This window comes from Flavobacterium sp. (assembly GCF_031363805.1).
Classification (GTDB): Bacteria; Bacteroidota; Bacteroidia; order Flavobacteriales; family Flavobacteriaceae; genus Flavobacterium.
The window spans coordinates 1-1,672 of record NZ_JANLVD010000086.1 but is presented as its reverse complement, the minus strand read 5'-3'; the positions used below and the strand labels follow the sequence as shown (position 1 = coordinate 1,672).

Sequence of the window (1,672 nt, the reverse complement as noted above, 5' to 3'; positions counted from 1 at the left end):
TGTAACTGGTTGACGGAAGATAACGCCAGGCGCTTTTCTTTCCAAAGGCATTTCGTATAAATCACCTCCAATTGGTCCTTTTCCATCTATAGGAAAACCAAGTGTGTTGACTACGCGACCAACCATTTGTTCACCTGCTTTTAAAGAAGCAATACGTTGTGTTCTTTTTGCTGTTGAACCTTCTTTTATTCCTGTTGATGGTCCTAAAAGTACAACTCCAACATTATCTTCTTCAAGATTTAAAACAATTCCCTCCAAACCATTTTCAAACTCTACAAGTTCACCGTATTGAACATTTGAAAGCCCATAAACACGAGCAATTCCATCTCCAACTTGAAGTACCGATCCAACTTCTTCTAAAGTAGCACCAGATTCAAAACCTTCTACTTGCTTTTTTAATATTGCTGAAATTTCAGCAGGTTTAATTTCCGCCATAATTATTTATAAATAACTAGTTACTTAATTCTCTTTTTAAAACTTGTAATCTGTTGGCCACTGAAGCATTGTATTGCTTGTCGCCTATTCTTAAAATAAATCCTCCTATAATTGAAGCATCTACTATATTTTCGATAGTCACTTTTTTATCTGAAAAGGCGGCGATTTTAGCTTTTACTTTGCCTTCCAAATCTGCATCCATAGGAATAGCGGTAGTTACTTTTGCTACTTCCACACCATTCATTTCGACAAATAGTTTATTGTATTCTGTGGCAACTTCAGAAAGAATTTCGAATCTTTTGTTTTCAAATAACAAATGAAACAAACTTTTTGTTACACTATTTGTGTCTGTAAAAACCTCTAACAAAGCACTTTCTTTCACTTCAACTTTAATTGTTGGATTTTGAATAAATATATTCAATTCCAGATTATCTTTTATTGTTGATGAAACCAAAAACATATCTTGGCTCACTTCCGTAGCCAAACCTTTAGATGAAGCTATATCCAGAATAGCTTTTGCATAACGAATTGCTGTTCTTGTACTTGACATATTAGTTTAATTTAACATCGCCTAACATTTTCTCTACCAATTTGGTTTGAGTTTCTTTGTTAGATAGTTCATCTTTCAATAATTTTTCAGCAATAGAAATTGACAAGTTTGAAACCTGTGCTTTCAATTCTGCCATAGCAGCATTTTTTTCGCTTTCGATAGCTGCTTTTGCTTGCTCGATCATTTTTAGACCTTGTGCTTGCGCTTCGGTTTTTGAATCGGCAATCATTTTTTCTTTAATTTCACGCGCTTCTTTTAACATGGTGTCGCGTTCCAAACGTGCTTCTTGCAAAATACGTTGGTTGTCTGCTTGCAAGTTTTGCATTTCTTTTCTAGCATTTTCAGCAGAAAGCAATGCGTTTTTGATTCCTTCTTCTCTATCATTTACTGCATCAAGAATGGGTTTCCAAGCAAATTTTTTCAATAAAAAGATTAATCCAACAAATATTACTACTTGCCAGATGAATAAACCAAACGAAAAATCATTTATTAACTTATCCATTATATGTAATTATAAATTTTTTAATTTTTTTGATAAAACTATAGTTGCAACCAACCGTTGCAACTATAATTTTTTAGTTTTGATTTACGAGAACAATGCTGCGAAACCAATACCTTCAATAAGTGCAGCTGCGATAAGCATGGCAGTTTGAATTTTTCCTGAAGCTTCTGGTTGACGAGCAATTG

3 protein-coding genes are annotated in these 1,672 nt (G+C 33.7%); all 3 read right to left on the bottom strand.

Features of this window, described 5'->3' with window-relative positions:
* A partial coding sequence (locus tag RMN92_RS04860; protein ID WP_409024844.1) for an HAS-barrel domain-containing protein occupies positions 1–435 on the bottom strand: 435 nt, incomplete at its 3' end.
* A gap of 16 nt (positions 436–451) precedes the next feature.
* Entirely contained in the window at positions 452–985 is a 534-nt protein-coding gene (gene atpH / locus RMN92_RS04855) for an ATP synthase F1 subunit delta (protein ID WP_309608340.1), read from the bottom strand.
* Between the two features lies 1 nt (position 986).
* On the bottom strand, positions 987–1,487 hold the full coding sequence (locus tag RMN92_RS04850) for a F0F1 ATP synthase subunit B (RefSeq protein WP_309608339.1): 501 nt from the start codon (positions 1,485–1,487) through the stop codon (positions 987–989).
* Positions 1,488–1,672 lie beyond the last annotated feature (185 nt).

Excerpts from the sequence above, each read along its gene's own strand:
- RMN92_RS04850 (WP_309608339.1), bottom strand. The coding sequence starts at position 1,487 with ATGGATAAGTTAATAAATGATTTTTCGTTTGGTTTATTCATCTGGCAA.
- atpH (WP_309608340.1), bottom strand. The coding sequence starts at position 985 with ATGTCAAGTACAAGAACAGCAATTCGTTATGCAAAAGCTATTCTGGAT.